Here is a 23370-nt window from a genome sequence, read left to right as displayed (position 1 = left end):
GACAAGTTTGATCTGGCGTTCGCCAACGATCCGGATTATGACCGTCACGGTATCGTTACCCCTGCCGGTCTGATGAACCCGAACCATTACCTGGCGGTGGCGATCAACTACCTGTTCCAACATCGTCCGCAGTGGGGCGCTGAGGTCGCCGTGGGCAAAACGCTGGTTTCCAGCGCGATGATTGACCGGGTAGTGGCAGATTTGGGTCGCAAGCTGGTGGAAGTGCCCGTCGGTTTCAAATGGTTCGTTGACGGCCTGTTCGACGGCAGCCTGGGGTTTGGCGGCGAAGAAAGCGCTGGCGCCTCGTTCCTGCGTTTCAACGGCACGCCGTGGTCTACCGATAAAGACGGCATCATCATGTGCCTGCTGGCGGCGGAAATCACCGCAGTGACCGGCGAGAACCCGCAGCACCATTACGACGATCTTGCCAAGCGTTTCGGTGCGCCAAGCTACAACCGCATTCAGGCACCGGCCAGCCACGCGCAGAAAGCCGCGCTGGCCAAGCTGTCGCCGGAAATGGTCAACGCCAGTACGCTGGCTGGCGACGCGATTACCGCGCGCTTGACCGCTGCACCGGGCAACGGCGCGTCGATCGGCGGCCTGAAGGTTATGACCGATAACGGCTGGTTCGCCGCACGACCATCCGGTACCGAAGAAGCCTACAAAATTTACTGTGAAAGCTTCCTGGGCGCGGAACACCGCGCCAAGATCGAACAGGAAGCGGTAGAGATCGTCAGCGAAGTGCTGGCTTCCGCCAAGTAGTTTCCCCCTTACCTCCAAGCAAAGCGCTGTTCTTACAGCGCTTTTTTTATGCCTTCAATTTAGATATATCTAAACTCGTTTTTCCCCTTGCTGATTTCGATATATCGATCTAGATTAGATATATCGAAGTTATTTCGATATATCTAAAACCACACAAGAGGTAGACACCATGTTTCATCGTTTTCGCGACAATCGCTGTAGCGACCGTTACGCCGAGTACGGCGAACATCACCACCACTGTCATCACCACCGCGCTGGCCGCCATCATTTTGGCGCGCATGGCGAAGAGCATGAGCGCGGCCGCGGCCGTGGCAATAAACTGCATCGCCTGTTTGAACACGGCGACTTGCGCATGGTGCTGCTGGCGCTGGTCGAACGCAAACCAAGCCATGGGTACGAACTGATCAAGGCGATAGAAGAGGCCTCCTCCGGCCTGTATGTGCCAAGCCCGGGGGTGATTTATCCCACCTTGACGCTGCTGGAAGAGCAGGATTTTCTTGAAGCTACCACCACCGGCAACGGTCGCAAAAGCTATCACATCACCGACGCCGGCAAGGCGGAGCTGGCGCAGCACCAGCCGGCAGTGGACGTGATCTTTGCGCGTCTGGCGGACGTGAGCCGCCGCCGCGAAGGCAACCTGGCTGAAGGCATCGCGGACACCATGCAGCGTCTGAAACGCGTACTGCGTGGCAACATGATGCGTGCCGACCTGAGCCAGCAGCAGGTGGAGCAGATCAATCAGGCGCTGTTGGCTGCGGTAGAAAGTATCGAAACCACCGTGGCGCAGGCGCAACACCCAGAGGAGAATAGCTGATGCCTGGACACCGTTTTCGTATTACCGTTGAAGCGCTGACCGATCGCCAGGGTAAGCCGGTAGAAAAAACGCCGCTGGTGTTTGAAGTGGAAAACCACGATGACATCCTCGGCATCGTTGAACGGATCCAGGCGCGCCAGGATCTGAACTTTGGTGAGGAAAAAAGTGCGGCGTTCGCCGTGGGGTTAAAGCTATTTTCTGAGGTGATGATTGAAAACCGCAAGCACCCACTATTTTTGCCGCTGCGTGATGCGTTCAAGGATTTCATGATCGGCCTTAAGAAAGGCCCCGATGCGCCGTAATGACTGCGGCTTGCGGCAGGCGGTTGATGCTCAATGAGCCTCACGGGGAGGCTCATTGTATCGCATTGTCTAGAAGGTATAGCCTAGCCCGACGCGAAAACGCGTTTGGCGTTCATCCGTGGTACTGCGTACCGAAACGTTGCCGATTTCGATAAAAGGTGACCAGGCGTCGATATGATAAGCCGTTCTAAAATTGTATTCGTAATTATAGGTGTGGTTATCATATAAATTATATTTTTCCGCTTTTTTATAGATGCCTTCCACAGAAAAATCCCAGCTATTAACCTTATAGCCAGCCCATAAATCAATACGGTTTATTTTATCATCTTCGCGATCGTCGGAAGAACGGCGGAAATACTCAAAGCGATAGCGTCCTGCAATCCACCAGGACTCATTTAATACCTTGGTAGCACGCAGGTACGGTTTATAAACCGAATAACCGTTGCCAGTTTCCAACACCAGGCCAGGTTGAATATCAACGCCATGGTATTTAAATTGGTAATTGGCCGTATATTCATTACCCTGGCTTTCCATATCGTTGAATGGCTTATTGGTGTCGTCACCGCCAGACTTCGAGATGGCCTCCAAGGCAAAACCAAAACCGCTATCAAAACGATGAGAGATATAGACGCGATCGTAGTTGGCTTTGCTGTCGTCTAAATACTCATGTCGGATATCCACGTAGGTTGCGAGTGCAGAGGATGAGAATAAAGGTAATAACAATACCGAGAAATTCTTCATGTAAAATTCCTTTCAATAATTATAATTGTTTATTTTTATTGCATCCAGAGGGTAGTGCCTGTTTTAAATGGGCGTTACATAATGCCCAGTACTCTTGGTAAAAATAATGTGAGCTCGGGAATATAGATAATCAACAGCAGCATGCTGATGATAGCGATATAGAAAGGCATCAGCGGGCGGACGAGTCCCTCGACCTTTACATTACCGACGCTGGCGCCAACGTAAAGGCCGCTACCGACCGGCGGAGTGATGGTGCCAAATGCCAGGTTATACACCATGATAATGCCGAAATGGACCGGGTCGACGCCGACCTTGACCAATATCGGCAGCAGAATAGGTGTGAATATCAGAATTGCGGGTCCAATATCCATAAATGCGCCGATAATCAGCAGGAAAACGGTGATGATTAACAAGATAACCAGCTTGTTTTCCGAAATACCCAATATCATATTGCTGAGCGCTTCCGGGATACTGGTGATCGCCATGGCAAATGACATTGCTGACGATGTGGCAAGCAAAAACATGATGATGCCGGTCATTAATGCTGTCTGAACCAAAATGGCGGGAATGTTTTTCAGCTTTAGCGTCTTGTAAACCAGCAGGGTTAAAAACAGGGTATATACCACCGCAACCGCCGAGGCTTCAATGGCGGTAAAAATGCCCAAGACGATGCCGCCAATGATAATGACGATCAACAGCAGGCTGGGCAAGGCTTCCCAGGTGACTTTCCAGACCATTCCCTTTTGCAAGCTGAAGAAATTAACATAATTATGGCGTCTGGCGACAAACCAGGTTACCAGCATGCAGCTGATTCCCCAGAGCAGCCCGGCGACCAGTCCGCCGGCAAACAGGGCTGCAACCGAAGTGCCGCCGCTGGCCAGGGCATACAGAATAAACGCCGTGGTTGGCGGGATAAGCATGCCGGTCGGCGCCGAGGCAATATTCACCGCTGCGGCAAATTCGCGGTTATAGCCTTCCCGGGCGCTCATCGGCACCAATACGCCACCGATCGAGGTTGAAGCGGCAATCGCCGAGCCGGAAATTGCGCCAAACATCATATTGCCGGCAATATTGGTATAAGACAGCGAACCCGGTAATTTGCCGGTAAACAGCTTGGCAAAATTGACCAGCCGGGTAGCAATACCGCCACCGTTCATAATCACGCCGGAAAGAATGAAAAACGGCACCGCCAACAGTGAAAAACTGTCGAGGCTGGAAAACATTTTTTGCGCCGTTGCGAACATCGAAATGTCAAAAGGCAATACCAGTAGCATGGTACAGCAGGACGCCACGACGATGCATAGGCCTATTGGTGCACTCATGGCCAGTAACACCATGAAGACACAGACCATTACGCCAGAAGCCAATACCGGATCAATCATGATGCCTCTCCGTTGCTATTAGGTTGTGACACGGTTTCCCGCCGCTTTTCATGCATCAGATCGTAAATATTGAGCACGCAATAGACGATGATCAGCAACCCGCTAATGGGTAAGGCATAATAAACCTTGCCCATTGGAATATTGAGCGCTGGCGAAAATTGCTGCATGGAAATAGATGAGATTTTCAAGCCGCCGATAATCAGTATGTATATGGCCAGCAGCGCAAAGCATACCTGCAATAACGACACCCATAAAAACTGCAGCGTGCCTGGGATCTTGTCGAGGAAGAATGTCAGGCTGATGTGCTGCTGTTTGCCCGCAGCGTAAGCTATGCCGAACATTGACAGCCACACCAGGGAAAAACGCAACAACTCCTCGGTAAAGGTACTTGGCTGTCCCAGTGCGTAACGGCTAATCACCTGCCAGCATGAAACGATCACCATCATGCCGAGCAACAAACAGCAGATGGCCTCAAGTAATTTATCAAGTCCTTGTCGGATGGCGTGCATAATATGCCCCTGAGTTAATTTTTTGCTGCTTCTATCGTCTGATAAAACTGATAAAGCGCCGGTGTGCTTTTCAGACTGTCATAAATAGGCTGAACGGCGGTTTGGAAAGGCTTTTTATCGATATCAAAGAACTCGACGTTGAACTGTTTGATTGCCAGCGCTCTGGTTTTTTCTATTTCTTTATCCCAGGCGGATTTTTCAAACGAAATTGACGCCTTGACCGCATCATCAACGATCCGCTGCTGTTCGGGCGTCAGTTTTTCCAGCGTTAAGGCGCTCATCAATAAAATATCCGGGATACGCGTATGCATATCGTAGGTATAATAACGGGCTACCTCACCATGGCGGGCAATGGTCAAAGCAAATTCGTTATTTTCCGCACCGTCTAAAATGCCTTGTTGCAACGAGGTATAAACTTCTGCCTGCCCCATGGCAATTGGCGACGCGCCGAGCAGTTTCATGGTGCGTATTGCAGTAACGCTCTGCATGACGCGAATCTTTTTGCCTTTAAGATCGTCGATGGTGCGGATAGGCCCTTTGGACATGTAAAAATTACGCGATCCGGAGTCATACCAACCGATGCCGATAAACCCTTGTGGTGCGGTAGATTGATATACCGTAGTCATCACATTAGGGTCATCCATCACGCGATAAAATTCTTCTTTTGATGAAAAAAGATAAGGCAGGGAAAATACGCCGTATAAAGGCGAAAAACTCTCCATTAATCCGGAAGATACCTTGGTAATGTCCACTACCCCGGTCTGCGTGAGCTCCACCAGTTCGCGTTCGCCGCCTAACTGGCCGTCCGGAAAATAAATGACCTTGACTGCTCCCTGCGTTTTTTCCTCGATTTCCTTGCCGAGAAAATGTAGGGCATCTTTTATCGGCTGGCTATTTTCAGCATACGCCAACCGTAAAACGGTTTGCGCCTGACTGGTAAGTGACAAGCTAAAAAATAATGTGATAGCGAGCGTGGTTTTTATTATTGTCTGCGGTTTCATAAGCACTCGTATATACCTTGTTCCAGAGGAACTATCATACGAGCGCCAGAGGGGACAAACCTTTTTGATTTTGCCTTTAAACGCCTTTTATTGGCTCTGGCAGAAAGGTTTTATCAACCAAGATCACATATTCATCATCGTGGCGGCAGAAGGGGGAACGCCGATTTTGCTCCGATTCAGGGCATAAAACGGTAGCCAACGCCGGTTTCGGTCAGTAAATGCCTAGGCCGCGCCGGGTCACTTTCCAGTTTTTGGCGCAAGTGTCCCATATAGATACGCAGATAATGGCTGTGTTCGACATAGTTCGGCCCCCAGACGTGGTTCAATAATTGGCGTTGCGTCAGCACTTTACCGGCATTGGCCAGCAGTTCGGTCAATAGGCGAAACTCAATCGGCGTCAGATGCAGTTCTTCGCCGCTGCGCAGCACCCGGCGGTTGATCAGATCGACGGTGATTTGTGAAAAGGTCACCAGCGGGTTTTCTTGCTGGCTGCTGGCGTGGCGGCGCAGAGCCACTCGCACGCGAGCGAGCAGCTCGCCGATGCCAAACGGCTTGCTGAGATAATCGTCGGCACCGGCATCCAGCGCCGAAACCTTGTCTTCTTCCGCATTGCGCGCCGACAGCACGATCACCGGAATAGCACTCCACTGACGCAGATCGCGGATAAAACTTAAACCGTCCCCGTCCGGCAACCCCAAATCGAGAATGATCAAATCCGGTTTGCGCGTGCCGGCCTCAATCAGCCCGCGTTGCAGAGTTTCGCTTTCAAACACCCGCAACCCTTCGCTTTCCAGCGCGGTACGCACAAAACGACGAATTTCTTTTTCATCTTCAACGATCAGGATATTGGTTGGCGTAGTGGTCACATTACCTCAATAGCGTTTTGGCAAATCAAAAGCATCGCTGTCCATTTCCGGCATTTTTTCCAGCGGTAGCAGGAATTTGAAACTGGCTCCCCCCTGGCTGGCATCTTCGGACCAGATACGGCCGCCGTGCACTTCAATAATGGCACGGCAAATCGCCAACCCCAAACCGACGCCGGGAATCGGTGATTCTTTATTGCCGCGAGCAAACTTGTCAAAAATACGCTGTTTCTGTTCTTGCGGAATGCCCGGGCCGTTATCCCAGACTTCAACTTCCAGCCAGTCCGGCAAGGTGCGGGCACGAATACCGATAATAGCATCGTGCCCGGCATATTTATTGGCATTTTCCAACAGGTTGGTGAATACACGCTCCAGCAGGCTACCGTCGCAATTGATCAATACCATCTCGTCGGGCAGTTCGACCTTGATGTCATGCTGACTGAGGATCGGTTCGAGCATATGCAGCGACGCGCCAACGATCTCTTCTAACGATTGCCACTCTTTACGCAGGCTGAAACCGCCCGATTGAATACGCGCCATATCCAGCAGATTGTTCACCAGCCGGGTGGTGCTCAGCACCTGTTGACGGATCTGGCTAGCCTGCTGCGCATGTTGGGAACCTTCGGCGGCCAGATCCAGCGTGAGGATTTCCGCCTGGCCGAACAGCACCGTCAGCGGGGTACGCAAATCGTGGGACAGGGCGGCCAGCAGCGAATTGCGCAGCTGTTCGCGTTCGGCATCCAGTTTGGCTTCGGCGGCGCTGCGCGCCAGTTGCAAACGCTCGAGGGCGCTGGCGATCAGCACGGTAAAGGTTTGCAGCAAGCGTTGCTGCTCCGGTACCATCAACTGTCGCAGGTTGTTCGGCTCAATCGCCAACAGGCCAAAGGTCTGCTGCGAGGCGGTTAGCGGCAGCAACTGGTAGGGGACGCCGGGCAGCGTATCGGTGCCGGCGCCGGCGGGCAGGCCTTTATCGTAACTCCAGCGGGCAATGGCGTCGTCTACCGTCAACAGGCCGCCTTCTTCACCGACCATCTGCCTGAGGTGGCCATCGTCCTGCGGCAACAACAGAACCGCTTTGGCCTGGAAGCTGCTGGCAAGAAAATGACGACTGGCGCTGGCGATGTCCTCGATAGTCAGCGACTGGCTCAGACCACGCGACATTTCATACAGATGGCGCGCTCGCTGCTCGCGATAGCGCGCCACCCGCGCCTGATAACGCACGCCGGCGGTCAGATTGCCGACGGTAATGCCGACGATCAACATTACCGCAAACGTCAGCAGGTACTGCACGTCGCTTACCGCGAATGACCAGTGCGGCTGGACGAAGAACAAATCGAAGCTGGCCACATTGATTACCGCCGCCAGCACCGACGGCCAGCGGCCATAAAACAGCGCCACGATCACCACGCCCAGCAAATACACCATCACCAGGTTGGCCTGGTCAAAGCCTGGCAGCAACCATTGCGAAAGCAGCGTAATGGCCGCACACAGCGCAAAGGCCACTGCACAGCCACGTAGCTGAATGCGCCACCTGTCACTGAAACTGCGGCCGTCGGCCTCTTTGACGAGGAGCGACGGCGGTTCATGTTCCAACGCCACGATCACCAGATCGAGATCCGGCCCCAACTTTCCCAGCCGATCGGCAAAGCTGCCGCGCCATTTCCAGCGCTGTTCACCGTGGCGACCAATGATGATTTTGCCGAGGTTATGCTCGCGCGCGTAGCGTAAAATAGCACGTTCCTCGTTCGGATCGGCCAGCGTAGCGGTTTCCGCTCCCAGATCCTGCGCCAGACGCAGCGCGCGTAAAATGGCGCGTCGCCGGTTTTCCGGCAGACGGTGCAGCGTTGGCGTTTCGACATACACGGCGTGCCAGTCACAACCCAGCCGCGCCGCCAGCCGTGCGGCAATGCGCACCAGTTTCTCGTTGCCGCTGTGATGGCCGACGCACAGCAGAATACTGTCGCGCGTATGCCAGACTTTTTCGCGGCCTTGGGTATCGCGAAAGGCACGCATCTGATCGTCCACCCGGTCTGCGGTGCGGCGCAAGGCCAGTTCGCGCAGGGCGATCAGGTTGCCTTTGCGGAAAAAGTGCTCGATAGCGCGTTCAGCCTGACCGGGAATATACACCTTGCCTTCATGTAGCCGCTGGCGCAGATCGTCCGGCGGCAGATCCACCAGTACTACCTCGGCCGCTTCGTCGAATACGTGATCGGGCACCGTTTCACGTACGCGTACGCCGGTTACGCCGCCGACGATGTCGTTCAGGCTTTCCAGATGCTGCACATTGACGGTGGTCAGTACGTCGATGCCGGCGTCCAGCAGTTCTTCCACGTCTTGCCAACGCTTGGGGTGGCGCGAACCATGGGCGTTGCTGTGCGCCAGTTCGTCCATCAGCACCAGTGCCGGGTGGCGCGCCAGCGCGGCGTCCAGATCGAATTCATGCACGGTACGCCCACGGTGCTGGATCCGTTTTTGCGGCAGCATCGGCAGGCCGGTCAACAGGGCGGCCGTTTCGCTGCGGCCGTGGGTTTCGACCACGCCGATCAGCACATCCAGCCCCTGGCTGCGCTGGCGCTGCGCCTCCTGCAACATGGCGTAGGTTTTGCCGACGCCGGCGCAGGCGCCAAAAAACACCTTCAGCCGGCCGCGTGGCTTTTCGTTGGCGGCGGCCAGCAGGCTGTCGGGGTCGGGGCGCTGTTGTTCATCAACCATGTCGGATCCTTGTCACTCCACGCAAAACGGGCCCGACCAGCCGGACCCCTTAGATTGCTGCCAAAGCAGGAAAAAGCGTGGTTTTTCCTGCTTTGTGGTGAGCAGCCGAAAATCAATAAATTGATTTTGCTGTTTTTTTATTTATTGACCTCTACCCGTTCTGTGCGGGAGTAAGGTTTGTCATCAGTCTGACGGGCCCGACAAGCCGGACCCTTGATGTTATCGCGTAACCTGCGATTACTTTAGCGCATCCAGCGCCATATTCAGCTTCAGCACGTTAACCACCGATTCACCGATAAAATTCGGCATCGGGCGTTCGCTATTTTGTACTATCAAATCGGCGAGCCGTTGCGGCGGCAAGTGGCGCGCAGCCGCGACCCGCGCCAGCTGATAATACGCCGCGGCCAGGGAAATCTGCGGATCGAGCCCGCTGCCTGAGGCGGTGAGCAGATCGACCGGGATCGGGCCGCGCATGGTCGGATTGGCCTGGCGCAACCGCGCGGCGCGCTCGGCGATGGCCTTATCCAGTGCCGGATTGGAAACCGCCAGATTGCTGCCGGCGGAGGCTTCGGCATTATAAGCCGAATCGGCGGTGGCAGAAGGTCGCCCCCAAAAATACTGTGGCTGGCTGAAATTCTGGCCGATCAGCGCGGAGCCAACCAGCTTATCCCCTTGATACAGTAGTGACCCTGCGGCGCGATCGGCAAACAGCAGCTGTGCCAGCCCGGTAGTCAGCAGCGGATAGGCGATACCGGTGAGCAGTGTCAGCAACAAAAGCATCACCAGTGATGGGCGTAAATAAGACATAACTATCTCCTTTCGAGTCTAGCCGGCAATGTGCAGCACGGTGAGCAGCAGATCGATCAGCTTGATGCCGACAAACGGTACCAGCAGACCGCCGGCGCCATACAGCCACAGGTTGCGGCGCAACAGGGCCGCCGCGCTCAGCGCCTGGTAACTGACGCCCTTCAGCGCCAGCGGGATCAGGAACACAATCACCAGCGCGTTAAAAATCACCGCCGACAAAATGGCCGAAGCGGGTGAATGCAGCTGCATCACGTTAAGCGCATTCAACTGCGGATAGGTGGCGGCAAACGCCGCCGGAATAATGGCGAAGTATTTTGCCACGTCGTTGGCGATACTGAAGGTCGTCAGCGAACCGCGTGTCATCAGCATCTGTTTGCCGATATGCACCACTTCGATCAGTTTGGTCGGGTTGGAATCGAGGTCGACCATATTGCCGGCCTCTTTTGCCGCCTGGGTGCCGGAGTTCATCGCCACCGCGACGTCGGCCTGCGCCAGCGCCGGGGCGTCGTTGGTACCGTCGCCGGTCATTGCCACCAGGCGGCCTTCAGCCTGATACTGGCGAATCAGGGCCAGCTTGGCTTCTGGCGTTGCTTCCGACAGAAAATCGTCTACCCCGGCCTCGGCGGCAATGGCGGCGGCGGTCAAGCGGTTGTCACCGGTTATCATCACCGTTTTGATGCCCATTTTGCGCAATTCGGCAAAACGTTCCTTGATGCCGCCTTTGACGATGTCCTTCAGCGCGACCACGCCCAGCACCCGTGGGCCTTCCGCTACCACCAGCGGTGTACCGCCGGTACGCGCCACGCTTTCCACCAGGGCATCTACCGCTACCGGGAAGTGACCGCCGTTGGATGCCACGTGGCGACGAATTGCGTCCACCGCACCTTTACGGATCATACGATCCTGCACGTTGACGCCGCTCATCCGCGTTTGCGCCGAAAACGGCACAAAGGTGGCATTTAACGTTTGCAAGTCGCGCTCGCGCAGGTTAAAGCGCTGTTTTGCCAGCACCACGATGCTGCGGCCTTCCGGCGTTTCATCCGCCAGCGAAGACAGCTGTGCCGCATCGGCCAGTTCCTGCTCTTTTACGCCGGGAGCCGGCAGGAACTCAGAGGCCTGTCGATTGCCAAGGGTGATGGTACCGGTCTTATCCAGCAGCAGCACGTCGACGTCGCCAGCTGCCTCAACGGCGCGGCCGCTGGTGGCGATGACGTTGGCGCCGAGCATGCGGCTCATGCCGGCGACGCCGATGGCTGACAGCAACCCGCCGATGGTGGTCGGGATCAGACAGACCAGCAGCGCCACCAATACGGTCACGCTGACTACCGAGCCGCTGCCGGCGGCATTCACGCTATATTGCGAGAACGGTAACAGCGTGGCCACCGCCAGCACGAACACGATGGTCAGTGCCACCAGTAAAATGGTCAGCGCCACTTCATTTGGCGTTTTGCGGCGTTTGGCACCTTCAACCATGGCTATCATGCGATCGAGGAACGTTTCCCCGGGGTTGACGGTACATTGCACCACCAGCCAGTCGGACAGCACGCGAGTCCCACCGGTAACCGAGGAAAAGTCGCCGCCGGATTCGCGGATCACCGGCGCGGATTCGCCGGTAATGGCGCTTTCATCCACCGATGCGCCGCCCTCCAGCACTTCGCCGTCGCAGGGCAGGGTATCACCGGCTTCCACCAGCACGATATCGCCTTTGCGCAGGCTGTCTGCTGCGACCTTTTCCGTCGCGCCATCGCGTTTCGCCGTGGCCAGCTTTTTGGCCCAAATGGTTTTTCTGGTGCCCTTCAGACTGGCGGCCTGCGCCTTGCTGCGCCCTTCGGCTAGCGCTTCGGCAACGTTGGCGAACAGTACGGTAAACCATAGCCACAAGGCGATACTGCCGGTAAACGCGGCGCTGCCGTCGGTTTTACCGGCCAGCAGGCTGAGCCAGATCAGGGTGGTCAGCACGCTGCCGATATACACCACGAACATCACCGGATTGCGCCACTGGACGCGGGGATCTAGCTTTTTCACCGCGTCGAGCAGCGCGGCTCGTACCAGATCCGGTTCAAAAAGCGCACGTTGTTTGCGAGTCATACGATTTCTCTCTTATGCCGGTTAGTGTGCCAGCCAGACCTGTAAATGCTCGGCCACCGGGCCTAGCGCCAGTGCCGGAACGAAAGTCAATGCGCCAATCAACAATACGGTACCGATTAACAAACCGATAAACAGCGGCCCGGTGGTCGGCAGCGTGCCGTTACCCGCCGGTTGACGCTTCTTCATGCACAGTGAACCGGCGATGGCCAATACCGGCAGGATCACCCCGAAGCGGCCGACAAACATGGCAAATGCCAGTAACAGGTTGTAGAACGGGGTGTTGACGCTCAGCCCGCCAAATGCGCTGCCGTTGTTGTTGGCAGCGGAGGAGAGGGCGTAAAGCACTTCGCTAAAACCGTGTGCGCCAGGGTTGAGGATCCCGGCGCGGCCGGCATCGGTACCGATGGCCAGCGCGCTGCCCAGCAGCACCAGCGTCGGCGTCACCAGAATGGCCAGTGCGGTCATCTTCATATCGTAAACGTCGATTTTCTTGCCGAGGTATTCCGGCGTGCGGCCGATCATCAGCCCGGCGATAAACACCGTCAGCAACACGAACAGCAGCATGCCGTACAGGCCGGAGCCGACGCCGCCGAACACCACTTCGCCGATCTGCATCAGCCACAGCGGCACCATGCCGCCGAGCGCGGTGAACGAATCATGCATGGCATTAACCGCCCCACAGGAGGCGGCGGTGGTCACTACCGAAAACAGGCTGCTGGCGAGAATGCCAAAGCGCGACTCTTTACCCTCCATATTGGCGTTGCTGGCACCACCCAGGGCGCTCAGGTGCGGGTTGCCTGCCAGTTCGGCATACATCACCACCGCCACCGCCACCACGAAAATCAGCCCCATTGCCCAGATCAGTGCGTGACCCTGACGGTTTTCGCCCGCCACCTGGCCAAAGGCAAAGCACAGCGCACACGGGATCAGGAAGATGGCCAGCATTTGTACGAAGTTGCTCAATGCGGTCGGATTTTCAAACGGATGTGCCGAATTGACGCCAAAGAAGCCGCCCCCGTTGGTGCCGAGCATTTTGATCGCCTCTTGCGACGCCACGGGTCCCATAGGCAGGATCTGCTGCGTGCCTTCCTGCGTATGCAGGTGCAGATATGGCGACAGGTTTTGCAGCACGCCCTGGCTTACCAGCAACAGTGCGATAATCAGTGAAAGCGGCAGCAATACATACAGCGTGATACGCAGCAGATCGACCCAGGCGTTGCCAATGGTGGCGCTTGAACGGCGAGCGAAGGCGCGAATCAGCGCAAACGCAACGGCTATACCGGTGGCGGCGGACAAGAAGTTTTGCACAGCCAGGCCTGCCATCTGGCTCAGGTAGCTCAGCGTACTTTCCCCGCTGTAAGCCTGCCAGTTGGTGTTGGTGACAAAACTGACGGCGGTATTCAGCGCCAGATGCCACGACAGCCCCGGGAAGCCTTGCGGGTTAAGCGGCAGTGCGCCTTGCCCCATCAACAGGGCAAACAGCAGAACCATGCCCAGCAGGTTGAACATCACCATCGCCAGGGCATATTGCCACCAGTGCATTTCTGCGCCGCTGTGGCCGCAGCAGCGCCAGACGCCGGCTTCGAAGCGGCGTAATAGTGGCAGTGGTTCGCCTTCTATAAGACGGGCCAAAACGCTGCCCAGCGGGCGGGACAGCACCAGAAGCACCAGCATGAAGCTGGCGATGAGTAGAAAGGCCGACGCAGCCATCAGAAATCCTCCGCATTAAACAGCGCGTAAACCAGATAGCCCAACAGCAGCAGAACCAACAGCGCACCACTTATGACGCTGAAACTCACGGGACACCTCCACAGGTGTAGGTTTGGATAGCGGGAGTGTAGAGAGGACGGTAGAAAGAAGATGAAAAAATAGGATGGGTCGGTGTAAAAAAAGTATAAAAACGCCGACGCCCCTGGCAAAAAAAGCGGGGGTGAGCCACGCAGGCCAGGCTTGCCATTAACGCAGGTTTGGTTATTGATTAACTTTCCTGTAACAAACTTTCACTATAATCAGCAAATGAGCGATTTTTTGTGCGATTTGGTGGTCGGATGAGTAGTAAACTTTCAGCCGATGCGCTAAAATTTTGCGCAGTTAACACATTATCCCGTTTTCTTTTACGCTGAGCTGTTCCTGACCGTAGTGCCCCGCAGCCGGCGTTATATTAACCCCGCTATTTGTTGGCGTCGTATCAAGCCGGCCATTCGGCAAACGCTGGTTTGGCTGAGACCGTGCGGCAGCGATGTTGAACAATAGGGTATAAGGAGGTTCGCATGTCCCTGTATCACGCTTATCCATTGCATCGGATTCTCCTGCGCCGCAGCGCAGTAGTCCTGCTCGGTATCCTGGCTTTGCCTATCATGCTGTTCCGCGCCGATCGCGCACGTTTTTACAGCTATTTGCATCGCGTCTGGTCGAAGACCAGCGATAAACCGGTGTGGCTGCAACAGGCGGAGCTGGCGTCTGGCGATTTTTACTAAACCGCGCTGCCGTACCTACTACCCTCGCATTGACATGCGGGGGTTTTTTTCGCCATTTTTTAGCGCATTACCTTCGGCAGGTCGTATTAACTCACGAATTCTTCTACACTTTTAGCGTAATCCATTGCGCAGGGAACCAACATGAGCGATAAAATTCCGATCGGCATCAGCGCTTGCCTGTTAGGAGGCGCTGTGCGTTTCGATGGCGGCCATAAACGGCTGGCTTTTGCGGTGGAGCAACTGGCGCCGTTCGTGCAATTCGAAGCGATCTGTCCTGAAATGGCGATTGGCTTGCCAGCACCCCGTCCGGCGTTGCGGTTGGTCAAAAAGGGTCAGCAAACGGCGTTGTGCAACAGCAACGACAGTACGGTGGATGTTACCGATGACATGCAGCGGTTTTCCGCCCACCGGGTCGCGACGTTGCAGCATTTATGTGGTTATATCGTCTGCGCCAAGTCGCCGAGCTGCGGCATGGAACGGGTCAGGGTGTATGGCGACCATGGCGAGGGTGCACGCAAAAGCGGCGTCGGACTGTTTACTGCCGAACTGATGCGGCAGATGCCCTGGCTGCCGGTAGAAGAGGACGGCCGACTGAATGATGCGCTGCTGCGGGAAAATTTTGTCGAGCGTGTTTATACGCTGCACGAACTGAATATGCTGTGGCAGCAGGGCTTGACGCGTGGCGCGCTGATTGCTTTTCACAGTCGTTACAAACTGTCGCTGCTGGCGCACTCGCAAGTGGAATATCGCCAACTGGGTCGCTTTGTGGCCGCCATCGACCAATGGTCGTCGCTGGATGCCTTTGCACAGGAATATCGCAACCGCCTGATGAGATTGCTGGCACATAAGGCCACGCGGCGCAATCACACCAACGTGCTGATGCACGTGCAAGGTTACTTCCGTCGTCAGCTCAGTGCGGCACAACGGCAAGAGCTGGCGCAGCTGATTGACCGTTATCGTCAGGGAATGCAGCCGCTGTTGGCACCGATCACCCTGTTAAAACATTATATGGCGGAATATCCCGACAGCTATCTGGCGCAGCAACGTTATTTTGAGCCCTACCCGGAAGCGCTGCGGCTGCGTTACGGCCATTGAACGCACGGCGATGGCCGGGACCTGCCAGCCGATATAATCAACCCGCGAAGGGACAGCTCGCCATAAAGGAGCGTTATGACCACCCATCTGGTCTGGTTGAGAAACGATTTGCGCGTCACCGACAACCAGGCGCTGTATGCCGCCTGTCGCGATCCTCAGGCCACGGTAATGGCCGTGTTTATCGCCACGCCGCAACAATGGCGGCAACATCATATGGCTGCGCGCCAGGCGGCGTTTATCCACGCCACGCTGTTGCAGCTGCAACAGACGCTGGCACAGCGCGGCATCCCGCTGGTCACCCAGCAATGCGACGATTTTGCCGCCGCCGTCGATTGGCTGGTTGATTTTTGTCAGGCTTCGCGCGTTGATGCGCTGTTTTACAATCGCCAATACGAATTGAATGAACGACGTCGCGACCACCTACTGGAGCAGCGTCTGTTCGGCTTGGTGAACTGCCAGGCGTTCGATGACAGTCTATTGCTGCCACCCGGCAGCGTACTGAACGGTAACGGCGAAATGTATAAAATGTATACGCCGTTTCGCCGGGCGTTTCTGGCGCGCCTGGGCGCGTCTGACGTCGCCAGTCTGCCTGCGCCGGCGCTGCGGTCCAGCGGTCGGTTGCCGGCCATCACGTCGCCAGAGCCGTTCGATTATCCCGCCGCTGGGATTGACGACGCGTTCCCGGCGGGAGAAGAGGCCGCGTTGCGCCGGCTGCGCCACTTTTGCCGGGAACGGGTGCAGGACTACCATCACCAACGCGATATTCCTGCGGTTGATGGCACCAGCGTTCTGTCACCCTATCTGGCGATCGGTGCGTTGTCGCCGCGTCAATGTGTCAATCGGCTGCGTGCCGAGTGTCCAGATATGCTGGCCAATCCGGACGGCGGTGCTTGCTGCTGGTTGAACGAGCTGATTTGGCGTGAATTTTACCGTCATTTGCTGGTGGCGAATCCGGCGTTGTGCCGCCACCGTCCCTTTATTGCCTGGACAGACCGGGTACGCTGGAACCCAGCGGCTGAAAATTTCCTCGCCTGGCAGCAGGGGCGCACCGGTTACCCGATCGTTGATGCCGCCATGCGCCAGCTAAACCAGACCGGCTGGATGCATAACCGCCTGCGGATGATCGCCGCCAGTTTTCTGGTAAAGGATTTGCTGATCGACTGGCGGGCCGGTGAACGCTACTTCATGTCGCAACTGCTGGACGGCGATCTGGCCGCCAACAACGGGGGGTGGCAATGGGCGGCATCGACGGGCACCGACGCTGCGCCTTATTTCCGCATTTTCAATCCCACCACTCAGGGTAAACGTTTTGATCCACAAGGCAGTTTTATTCGCAAGTGGTTGCCCGAACTGGCGGATGTGCCCGACAATGAACTCCATCATCCCCACCGTTGGGCGGAAAGACAGCAGCGTGTGCTGGATTATCCGTTGCCGATTGTCGATCATCCACAGGCCCGACTGGCCACGCTGGCGGCGTTTGACGCGGCGAAGCGAGGAGCGGGATAACGCGAGCAAGGAGCGAAGGTATGTTGAAGAAGGTGTTGGCCGTTTGTCTGAGCGGCTACTCAGCGCTGGCGATGGCCGGTTTTGACGTTGTCGCACTGGGGGTGGACGGTGGCTTCAGCGATGGCAACCTGACGTCCTACCTGATCCGTAGCGACGGAGAGACACAGTATGTGGCGCTGGACGCCGGCTCATTGCTGCCCGGCATTGCCCAGGGGCTTGAAAAGGGCAGTTTTCCACAGGTCACGCCGCAACTGGCTGCGCCCTATACGCCGCAGGGTTACGTGTTTCGTCAATTGATTGGCGGCTATTTTATCAGTCACGCGCATCTCGACCATCTGGCGGGCCTGGTGCTGGCAGCGCCGGAAGATAACAAGAAAACCCTGTATGCCTCCTCAGATACCGTACTGACGTTGCGTAATCACTACTTCAACTGGAAGGTCTGGCCCAACTTCACCGATTCCGGCAACGGTGCCCGGCTGGGAACCTACCGTTTGCAGCCGGTGCGGGAGCAGCAGCGTTTCACCTTCGGCACCACCGGGCTGAGTGGCGTACTTTACCCCCTCAGTCACGATCGCTATCCTTCGTCGATGGTGTTGCTGTCCGATCGCAACGGCGCATTTGCCTACTTCGGCGATACCGGGCCGGACGCGGTCGAGCAGTCGCGTCATCTGGATACCGTCTGGCGCGCGTTAGGTCCGTTGGTCCAGCAAAAAAAGCTGAAGGGGATGATTATCGAAACTTCTTACCCAAACGGGGTGGCGGATAATCAGCTGTATGGGCATCTGACGCCGGACTGGCTGCTAAAAGAGCTGCATAACCTGCAAAAGTACAGCGGCGGTGACGGTTCGCTGCAAGGCTTGCCGGTAGTGATAAGCCACGTCAAACCGAGCATCAGGCAAGGTGACGATGTGCGCGCCACCATTAAACGCCAGTTGGATCAAGCAAACAGTCTCGGCGTGAAATTTATCATGATGGAACAGGGCGATCGGCAGACGTTTTAATTTTTAAGAGAGAAATCCATGCATAATCTCGATCTGGAAAAACTGATCAACAACGAACTTAACTGCGCGGCGTTCCAGGACTATGCGCCCAACGGCCTGCAGGTGGAAGGGCGGCCACAGGTGCAGCGCATCGTCACCGGGGTTACCGCCTGTCAGGCGCTGCTGGAGGCGGCGGTTGAACGGCAGGCCGACGCCATTGTGGTGCACCATGGCTACTTTTGGAAAAACGAAGCGCCGGCGGTGCGGGGCATGAAGCGCAACCGCTTGAGAACGCTGCTGTGCAATGACATCAATTTGTACGGTTATCATCTGCCGCTGGATGCGCACCCGGTATTGGGCAACAACGCACAGTTGGCGCAGACGCTGGACATTCGTGCGATCGGTGAAGTGGAGCCGTTGGTGCCGTACGGCGAGTTGGCCCAGCCGTTAAGCGGCGAGCAATTGCAGCAGCGGATAGAAAGCCGTCTTGGGCGTACGGTGCTGCACTGCGGTGACAATGCACCGGCGCAAATTCGCCGGGTGGCCTGGTGTACCGGCGGCGGCCAGGGTTTTATCGACAGCGCGGCGCGCTTTGGCGTTGACGCCTTTATCAGCGGCGAAGTGTCTGAACAAACCATTCACAGCGCACGGGAAATGGGCGTGCACTTCTTTGCTGCCGGTCACCATGCCACCGAGCGTGGCGGCGTCAAGGCGTTGGGGGAGTGGCTGGCGCAGCAGCACGGTTTTGACGTGACCTTTATCGATATCCCTAATCCCGCCTGATTTTTTCTCTCCAGGATCAGCCCGGCCGCCGCGTCGGCTGAATCCTTTTAATATCCTATCTCTTTATTTTCCCAATGGTTGCGTTCTATTGACAGCCAGAGCCCCGTCGAGCATAACTGATACGCAGACAAATAATAAATCCCCTGCTGGGTTTCAAATGGCAGTCAGGCGATCGGCCTGCGTATCCGAGCCAGTGGCTGGGAGAGGCAAGTGCCGTCAGCAATGCTGCGGTTTGCAACATCACGGGTACAAGGAGCATAAGGGTGCAACGAGCACGTTATTACCTACTGGGTGAAAGAGCGGTAGTGCTTGAGCTGGCGCCACCGGTGACGCTGACCAGCCAGCAGCGGATCTGGGCACTGGCGGAAAAACTCAATCACCATCCGCAGATTCGCGAAGTGGTGCCAGGCATGAATAATCTGACATTAGTGCTGGATACGCCTCAGGCCGATGCCGAAGCGATGCTGGCATTATTGCAACAGGGGTGGGAAAGCAATGAAACGCTGGTGCCGGAAGCACGCCAGGTGGAGATTCCTGTGGTTTACGGCGGAGAACAGGGGCCGGATCTGGCCGAGGTGGCGCGCCATACCGGCCTGACGATGCAGCAGGTGGTCGAGTGTCATGCTTCGGCAGCCTATATAGTGTATTTCCTGGGATTCCAGCCTGGGTTCTCCTATCTTGGCGGCATGCCGGATCGCCTTGCCACGCCGCGTCGTGCCGAGCCGCGCCTATCGGTGCCTGCAGGTTCGGTGGGTATAGGCGGCAGCCAGACCGGCATTTATCCGCTGGCGACGCCGGGCGGCTGGCAGCTGATTGGCCGTACGCCACTGGCGCTGTTCAACCCGCTTGAAATGCCGCCTACGCTGCTGCGCCCCGGCGACAGCGTGCGCTTTGTGCCACAAAAGGAGGGCGTATGTTGAACATTCTACGCGCCGGCATTTATACCACGGTACAGGATCTGGGTCGTAACGGCTTTCGTCGTCTGGGCATCAGTCAGGGCGGGGCGTTGGATATACCCGCGCTGAAAATTGCCAACCTGCTGGTGGGTAACGCGCCTGACGCCGCCGGTTTGGAAATCACCCTGGGCCAGTTCAGCGCCGAATTCACCCGCAGCGGCTGGATAGCGCTGACCGGAGCGGGCTGCGATGCCCAACTGGATGGCAAACCGCTGTGGACCGGCTGGCGTTATGCAGTTAAAAAGGGACAAAAACTGGTATTGGGGCAGCCCAAACGCGGTATGCGCAGCTATCTGGCGCTGGCCGGCGGCATTGCGGTAACGGAAATGCTCGGTTCACGCAGCACCGATCTGAAAGCCGCCTTTGGCGGGCTGGAAGGGCGGCTGTTGAAAGATGGCGATCGCTTGCCGTTAGGTAAAAGTGTCTCATTGCCGGCTGCGTCGGTTGGAGTGAAGCAGTTGCTGTTCAACAACCGCATTCGCGCCATGCCGGGGCCGGAATATGATGAGTTCACCCCGGAGGCGCAGGAGGAATTTTGGCGTACCGCCTGGCAGCTCAGTCCACAGAGCAACCGCATGGGCTATCGATTGCATGGCAGCGGGATGCTGGCGCGTACCACCGATCGCGAAATGCTGTCGCACGGCCTGCTGCCGGGCGTGGTGCAGGTGCCGCATAACGGGCAGCCGATTGTCTTGATGGCCGATGCACAAACCACCGGTGGCTACCCGCGGATTGCCTGCGTGATCGAAGCCGATCTCTACCACTTGGCGCAGATCCGCCTGGGTGAGCCGATCCATTTCATTCCTTGCAGCGTGGCACAGGCGCAGCGCGCCAAAGCCGAGCAGGATCATTTTATCCAACAAATTGCCTGGGGGTTGAATGTTAGTTGATTTAAACGCCGATCTCGGCGAAGGCTGCGCCAACGACCAGGCGCTGCTGCAATTGGTCAGCTCTGCCAATATTGCCTGCGGCTTCCATGCTGGCGATGCGCAAACCATGCGGCAGTCGGTGCGTTGGGCGCAGCAATACGGCGTAGCCATCGGCGCGCACCCGAGCTTTCCCGATCGAGAAAACTTTGGTCGCACGCGTATGCAACTGCCGCCGGAAACGGTGTTTGCACAGGTGGTGTATCAGTTGGGGGCGCTGGCCGCCATTGCTCGGGCGGAAGGCGCAGTGATGGTACATGTGAAGCCACATGGCATGCTATACAACCAGGCGGCCGTCGAACCAGCGCTGGCGGAGGCGATTGCCCGGGCGGTACAGGCGGTTGATCCGGCGCTGCGGCTGGTAGGCCTGGCCGGCAGCGAGCTGATCCGCGCTGGGGAACGACTCGGGCTGGCAACGCGTCAGGAGGTGTTTGCCGATCGCGGATATCTGGCTGATGGCACCCTGGTACCGCGTGGCCAACCGGGAGCGCTGATCGACAACGATGAGCACGCGTTACAACAAACGCTGGAAATGGTGCGCCATCATCGCGTGCGTAGCGTGGAGGGTAAATGGGCCGCCGTTCAGGCCGAAACCGTCTGCCTGCACGGCGACGGCGAGCATGCGTTGGAATATGCAAATAAACTGCGTGAAAGCTTTAAAAAACATAACATTAGTGTTAGCGCAGAATAATAATAACGCCAGATTGCCGACAAGGTCACCGCCGGGGCGACAGCCCGGCGACTGGCGTAGTGAAAGGCGCGGATGAGCCATCCCTGATTTTTGTTACGGGCCAAGACAGGGGATGCCAAGGGGCAAATTTGGTTTGTCGGCGCTCATTGCCACTTCAATGGCAAGCCCTCGCTGCGCTCCGAGCTAGTCAGCAGTCTGCATACAACATCACTAACATCATAAAAGGGAAACGCTATGGAACAGGTGGTTAATCTCTGGCCACTGATCGGCATTGCCGTCATCGTGGTTGGGTTTGTTTTACGCTTTAACCCGGTACTGGTGGTGATCGCCGCCGGCATCGTCACCGGGCTGGCGGCATTTATGCCGCTGGCGCAGATTCTGGAAAAGCTGGGGGAAGGCTTTCTCAATACCCGTAACCTGCCATTGATATTGCTGTTGCCACTGGCGGTTATCGGCTTGCTGGAGCGCCATGGGCTAAAAGAACGCGCACAGGCGTGGATCGCCAAGATCAAAAGTGCCACCGCCGGTCGTTTGCTGATCGTCTATCTGTTTGTGCGGGAAATCACTGCGGCGATGGGGCTGACCAGCCTTGGGGGGCACCCGCAAATGGTGCGTCCATTGCTGGCGCCGATGGCAGAAGGTGCGGCGGAGAATCGTTACGGCGAACTGCCGGAGCGAGTGCGACATCGCCTGCGCGCCATGTCGGCGGCAACCGATAACGTCGGGCTGTTCTTTGGTGAAGATATTTTTGTGGCGTTCGGCGCCATCATCTTTATGCACAATTTTATGCTGGAATCGGGCGGTATACAGACCGAGCCGCTGCATATCGCCTTGTGGGGCATTCCGACGGCGATTTTCGCCTTCCTGATCCACTCCTTCCGTCTGTATCGCATGGACCGGCAGCTCAGTGCCGAACTGGCGCAGCTTAATCAGGCGGCGTTGCAGAGCAAGGGAGACGCATGATGCATTTTCAACAGCAATATCTGTATTGGCTGGCCGGCGTGGTGCTGGTGATTATCGCCGTGATGTCGCTGCGCGATCGCGCCAATCCGCGGCGTGTCACTACCGCGCTGTTTTGGGGGCTTTATGGCTTGGTGTTCCTGGTGGGCGACTGGACTTACGCGCTGTTCGGCAGCGGGGCAGAGGCCAAGCGTCATCTGCATATCGCCATCGGCGGGCTGGTGGTGGTGATGGCATTGATTGCCGGCTTCGGCGGCGTACGCCTTGGCAGCTATCATCAACGTACGCCGCAGGAGCGTGAGGTTAGCGCCAAGCGGCTTGGTAACCGGTTGTTTATTCCCGCGCTGGCGATACCGGTGGTGACGGTCGTCGGCGTGCTGCTGTTCAATAATATTCCGGCGTTGCAAACGGCGGTGTTTGGCCCGGGCAATCATGCCACCCTGATTACGCTGTTTTCCATGGCTTTGGGGGTGGTGCTTGGCGGCATCATTGCGGTGAAGATGACCCGTGAAACCGTGACGCAGCCGTTGCAGGAGGCACGTCGTCTGCTGGATTCGATCGGTTGGGCGTTTATCCTGCCGCAGATCCTGGCCACGCTCGGCCTGCTGTTTACCGTGGCGGGCGTTGGCACGGCGATTTCACACCTGACGCAGGAATATCTGGCGGTGGACAACCGCTTTATTGCGGTAGCGGTGTATGCCATTGGCATGGCGGTGCTGACCATGGTGATGGGCAACGCCTTTGCCGCGTTCCCGATTGTCACCGCCGGTATCGGCATTCCCATTTTAGTGTTGCAGCACGGTGGTAATCCGGCGGTGATGGCAGCAATTGGCATGTTTTCAGGCTATTGCGGTACGCTAATGACGCCAATGGCGGCTAACTTTAATATTGTACCGGCGGCACTGCTGGAGTTGCCGGACAAAAATGCGGTGATCAAGGCGCAGATCCCGACCGGCGTCTTGTTGCTGCTGATCAACGTATTTCTGCTGTATTTCTTGATGTTCCTGTAGGAGAG

At 56.8% G+C, this 23370-nt stretch carries 22 protein-coding genes and 1 pseudogene; 13 read left to right on the top strand and 10 right to left on the bottom strand.

All coding sequences use genetic code 11. The annotated features are described in order from the left end of the window. From NYE85_RS21110 to NYE85_RS21100, 3 genes and pseudogenes are all read left to right on the top strand, one after another. Positions 1-762 (top strand): annotated as a pseudogene (locus tag NYE85_RS21110) (phosphoglucomutase, alpha-D-glucose phosphate-specific); the annotation flags it as partial. A 169-nt stretch (positions 763-931) separates the two neighbouring features. Beyond that, positions 932-1576, top strand: coding sequence for a PadR family transcriptional regulator (locus NYE85_RS21105; protein WP_259006677.1), 645 nt, complete (start codon positions 932-934; stop codon positions 1574-1576). Next, a complete protein-coding gene (locus NYE85_RS21100) occupies positions 1576-1878 on the top strand; it encodes a DUF3861 domain-containing protein (RefSeq protein WP_004965859.1) in 303 nt (100 codons plus the stop codon). Before NYE85_RS21105 ends, NYE85_RS21100 begins: the two co-directional genes overlap by 1 nt. Before the next feature lie 69 nt (positions 1879-1947). On the opposite strand, the gene NYE85_RS21095 is transcribed toward NYE85_RS21100, so the two are convergent. The 10 genes from NYE85_RS21095 to NYE85_RS21050 all read right to left on the bottom strand — a co-directional run bounded on the left by NYE85_RS21095 (position 1948) and on the right by NYE85_RS21050 (position 13780). Then, positions 1948-2619, bottom strand: a complete 672-nt coding sequence (locus tag NYE85_RS21095) for an oligogalacturonate-specific porin KdgM family protein (RefSeq protein ID WP_259006676.1) — start codon at positions 2617-2619, stop codon at positions 1948-1950. A 74-nt stretch (positions 2620-2693) separates the two neighbouring features. After that, a complete protein-coding gene (locus NYE85_RS21090; protein WP_259006675.1) occupies positions 2694-4001 on the bottom strand; it encodes a TRAP transporter large permease in 1308 nt (435 codons plus the stop codon). Continuing rightward, positions 3998-4510 carry a TRAP transporter small permease gene (locus NYE85_RS21085; RefSeq protein WP_259006674.1) on the bottom strand — a complete coding sequence of 171 codons (513 nt, stop codon included), beginning with the start codon at positions 4508-4510 and terminating at the stop codon, positions 3998-4000. Before NYE85_RS21085 ends, NYE85_RS21090 begins: the two co-directional genes overlap by 4 nt. 14 nt (positions 4511-4524) lie before the next feature. Next, complete coding sequence (locus NYE85_RS21080; RefSeq protein WP_259006673.1) at positions 4525-5511, bottom strand: TRAP transporter substrate-binding protein; 987 nt, start codon at positions 5509-5511, stop codon at positions 4525-4527. A 176-nt stretch (positions 5512-5687) separates the two neighbouring features. After that, positions 5688-6377 (bottom strand): two-component system response regulator KdpE, encoded by a 690-nt coding sequence (kdpE, locus tag NYE85_RS21075; protein ID WP_259006672.1) that lies wholly within the window; start codon positions 6375-6377, stop codon positions 5688-5690. A 6-nt stretch (positions 6378-6383) separates the two neighbouring features. After that, complete coding sequence (gene kdpD, locus NYE85_RS21070) at positions 6384-9086, bottom strand: two-component system sensor histidine kinase KdpD (protein ID WP_259006671.1); 2703 nt, start codon at positions 9084-9086, stop codon at positions 6384-6386. A gap of 237 nt (positions 9087-9323) precedes the next feature. Then, a complete protein-coding gene (gene kdpC / locus NYE85_RS21065) occupies positions 9324-9893 on the bottom strand; it encodes a potassium-transporting ATPase subunit KdpC (protein ID WP_259006670.1) in 570 nt (189 codons plus the stop codon). A gap of 18 nt (positions 9894-9911) precedes the next feature. After that, a complete protein-coding gene (gene kdpB / locus NYE85_RS21060; RefSeq protein WP_259006669.1) occupies positions 9912-11981 on the bottom strand; it encodes a potassium-transporting ATPase subunit KdpB in 2070 nt (689 codons plus the stop codon). Between the two features lie 21 nt (positions 11982-12002). Beyond that, positions 12003-13691, bottom strand: coding sequence for a potassium-transporting ATPase subunit KdpA (gene kdpA / locus NYE85_RS21055; protein ID WP_259006668.1), 1689 nt, complete (start codon positions 13689-13691; stop codon positions 12003-12005). Continuing rightward, positions 13691-13780: a K(+)-transporting ATPase subunit F gene (locus NYE85_RS21050; RefSeq protein ID WP_039992361.1), complete on the bottom strand. Its 90-nt coding sequence runs from the start codon at positions 13778-13780 to the stop codon at positions 13691-13693. Before NYE85_RS21050 ends, kdpA begins: the two co-directional genes overlap by 1 nt. A 471-nt stretch (positions 13781-14251) precedes the next feature. Here NYE85_RS21050 and NYE85_RS21045 point away from each other — a divergent pair, with 471 nt between their 5' ends. The 10 genes from NYE85_RS21045 to NYE85_RS21000 all read left to right on the top strand — a co-directional run bounded on the left by NYE85_RS21045 (position 14252) and on the right by NYE85_RS21000 (position 23365). After that, the gene (locus NYE85_RS21045; protein ID WP_004965842.1) at positions 14252-14458 is read left to right on the top strand and encodes a YbfA family protein; all 207 of its coding nucleotides are present in this window, start codon (positions 14252-14254) and stop codon (positions 14456-14458) included. Positions 14459-14599: 141 nt separating this feature from the next. Then, positions 14600-15553: a 2-thiouracil desulfurase family protein gene (locus tag NYE85_RS21040; protein ID WP_259006667.1), complete on the top strand. Its 954-nt coding sequence runs from the start codon at positions 14600-14602 to the stop codon at positions 15551-15553. Positions 15554-15628: 75 nt separating this feature from the next. After that, positions 15629-17059: a deoxyribodipyrimidine photo-lyase gene (phrB, locus tag NYE85_RS21035; protein ID WP_259006666.1), complete on the top strand. Its 1431-nt coding sequence runs from the start codon at positions 15629-15631 to the stop codon at positions 17057-17059. A 20-nt stretch (positions 17060-17079) separates the two neighbouring features. Then, entirely contained in the window at positions 17080-18060 is a 981-nt protein-coding gene (locus NYE85_RS21030; RefSeq protein WP_259006665.1) for an MBL fold metallo-hydrolase, read from the top strand. A gap of 18 nt (positions 18061-18078) precedes the next feature. Beyond that, on the top strand, positions 18079-18822 hold the full coding sequence (locus NYE85_RS21025; RefSeq protein WP_259006664.1) for a type 2 GTP cyclohydrolase I: 744 nt from the start codon (positions 18079-18081) through the stop codon (positions 18820-18822). Positions 18823-19085: 263 nt separating this feature from the next. Beyond that, positions 19086-19742, top strand: a complete 657-nt coding sequence (gene pxpB, locus NYE85_RS21020) for a 5-oxoprolinase subunit PxpB (protein WP_259006663.1) — start codon at positions 19086-19088, stop codon at positions 19740-19742. After that, complete coding sequence (gene pxpC, locus NYE85_RS21015; protein WP_259006662.1) at positions 19736-20668, top strand: 5-oxoprolinase subunit PxpC; 933 nt, start codon at positions 19736-19738, stop codon at positions 20666-20668. The genes pxpB and pxpC overlap by 7 nt, the downstream gene beginning before the upstream one ends. Then, positions 20658-21395, top strand: coding sequence for a 5-oxoprolinase subunit PxpA (gene pxpA / locus NYE85_RS21010; RefSeq protein WP_259006661.1), 738 nt, complete (start codon positions 20658-20660; stop codon positions 21393-21395). The genes pxpC and pxpA overlap by 11 nt, the downstream gene beginning before the upstream one ends. A gap of 234 nt (positions 21396-21629) precedes the next feature. Beyond that, positions 21630-22358 carry a DUF969 domain-containing protein gene (locus tag NYE85_RS21005; RefSeq protein ID WP_259006660.1) on the top strand — a complete coding sequence of 243 codons (729 nt, stop codon included), beginning with the start codon at positions 21630-21632 and terminating at the stop codon, positions 22356-22358. After that, complete coding sequence (locus tag NYE85_RS21000) at positions 22358-23365, top strand: DUF979 domain-containing protein (RefSeq protein ID WP_259006689.1); 1008 nt, start codon at positions 22358-22360, stop codon at positions 23363-23365. The genes NYE85_RS21005 and NYE85_RS21000 overlap by 1 nt, the downstream gene beginning before the upstream one ends. The last annotated feature ends 5 nt before the right edge of the window (positions 23366-23370 follow it).

The organism is Serratia sp. AKBS12, assembly GCF_024793895.1.
Taxonomy (GTDB): Bacteria; Pseudomonadota; Gammaproteobacteria; order Enterobacterales; family Enterobacteriaceae; genus Serratia_F.
The sequence above is the reverse complement of the archived record's forward strand: the minus strand, read 5'-3'. Positions and strand labels throughout refer to the sequence as shown.